We start from the raw sequence: 1,343 nt of genomic DNA on the forward strand, positions 1-1,343 counted from the left end.
CCCGGCCGGACGCGGTCCGCAGGTACGCGTCCGGCCGGGGGCAGGAGGGGTTCGGGCGTGGGTGACAGGTCGCGGCCGTCAGGGGCGCGGTCCCGCGAGGGGGACCGCCGGCGCGTTGGCGCGGATGACACGGGTGACACGGGTGGCACGGGTGACGCGGATGGCACGGTGACGCGGGTGACACGGGTGGCACGGGTGATGCCGGCGGCACGGGCGGCGGCGCTGGTGGCGCCGGTGGCGCGGGGCCGGCGCGCGGGCACCGGCCCGCTCGCCGGGACGGTCACGGGGATGCCCTCCCCGCGCGTCTGCTGCCTGCCCCCGGCCTCCGGGCCCTGATTCAAACATACACTCAGGTCCGTTTCCTAGCCACAGGCTAAAGATGTATCAGAGTTCACGAACGTGGGCCCGTCCGGCGTCCGCCGGGGGACCCGCGCCATGACATGTACTCAGATCTATGTTTGGATGGTGGATTATTGATGGACCGTCATGCAAGAAGGTCGATGCGCCAGGAGGCCCCGTGCGCCACCACCCCGACGACGAGAGCGTCCGCGCCGGCACCGGCTCCGCGCCGCGGCGCCGGCGCGGACGGGGCCGCGAACGCGAGCGCACCCGCGAGCGCGTCTACGCCTCCGCCGCGGCCCTGTTCCGCCGCCAGGGATACGCCGACACCTCCGTCGCCCAGATCGCCGAACACGCCGGCATCGGCCGCGGCACGTTCTTCACCTACTTCCCGCGCAAGGACTGCCTGATCAGCTTCTGGAGCCAGGCCCGCCTGCGTGAACTCACCCACCGCCTCACCCCCCTCCTCCAGGACGCCCCCGGCACCGCGGAAGCGCTGCGCGCCTGCATGTCCGTGCTCAGCGACCTCAACGAGGAGGAACCGGAACTGAGCGCCGCCATGCTCACCGCCTGGATCCAGACCGGACGCATGCTGCGCCAGCGCCCCCACCTGAGCGCCGTCTTCGCCGCCATCGTCGAACAGGGCCGCGCCCGCGGCGACGTCGGCGCCGCCGTCAGCCCCGAACGCGTCGGCGAGGCCCTGCGCGACCTGTACGTCGGCGCCCTCCACCGCTGGAGCCACCCCGGCGCCGGCTGCCCCCGCACCCGCCTGGACACCGAACTCCAGCAGGCCGTCAGCCTCCTGCTCGAAGGCCTCGCCCCCCGCCGCACACCCCCGCCCGGCGCCTGACCCCGGCCCACCCGGCCCCGCCCCGCCCCCCGCGCGCGCCTACCCCCGGCGCCGGCACCCCCACCCCGGCCCAGAGCACCCGGTCGCCGAAGCGTCCGGCACCGGCCAGCCGCAGCCGGTGCACCGGGCGTACCTCGGCCACCGCGGCCAGTCC

Annotated in this window: 1 protein-coding gene; it reads left to right on the forward strand. The window is 75.2% G+C overall.

Going from position 1 to position 1,343, the window contains the following annotated elements:
• Positions 1-517: 517 nt before the first annotated feature.
• The gene (locus AB0N76_RS39855) at positions 518-1,189 is read left to right on the forward strand and encodes a TetR/AcrR family transcriptional regulator (RefSeq protein WP_363565750.1); all 672 of its coding nucleotides are present in this window, start codon (positions 518-520) and stop codon (positions 1,187-1,189) included.
• The last annotated feature ends 154 nt before the right edge of the window (positions 1,190-1,343 follow it).

The organism is Kitasatospora sp. NPDC093806, from assembly GCF_040683335.1.
In the GTDB taxonomy this organism is placed as follows: Bacteria; Actinomycetota; Actinomycetes; order Streptomycetales; family Streptomycetaceae; genus Kitasatospora.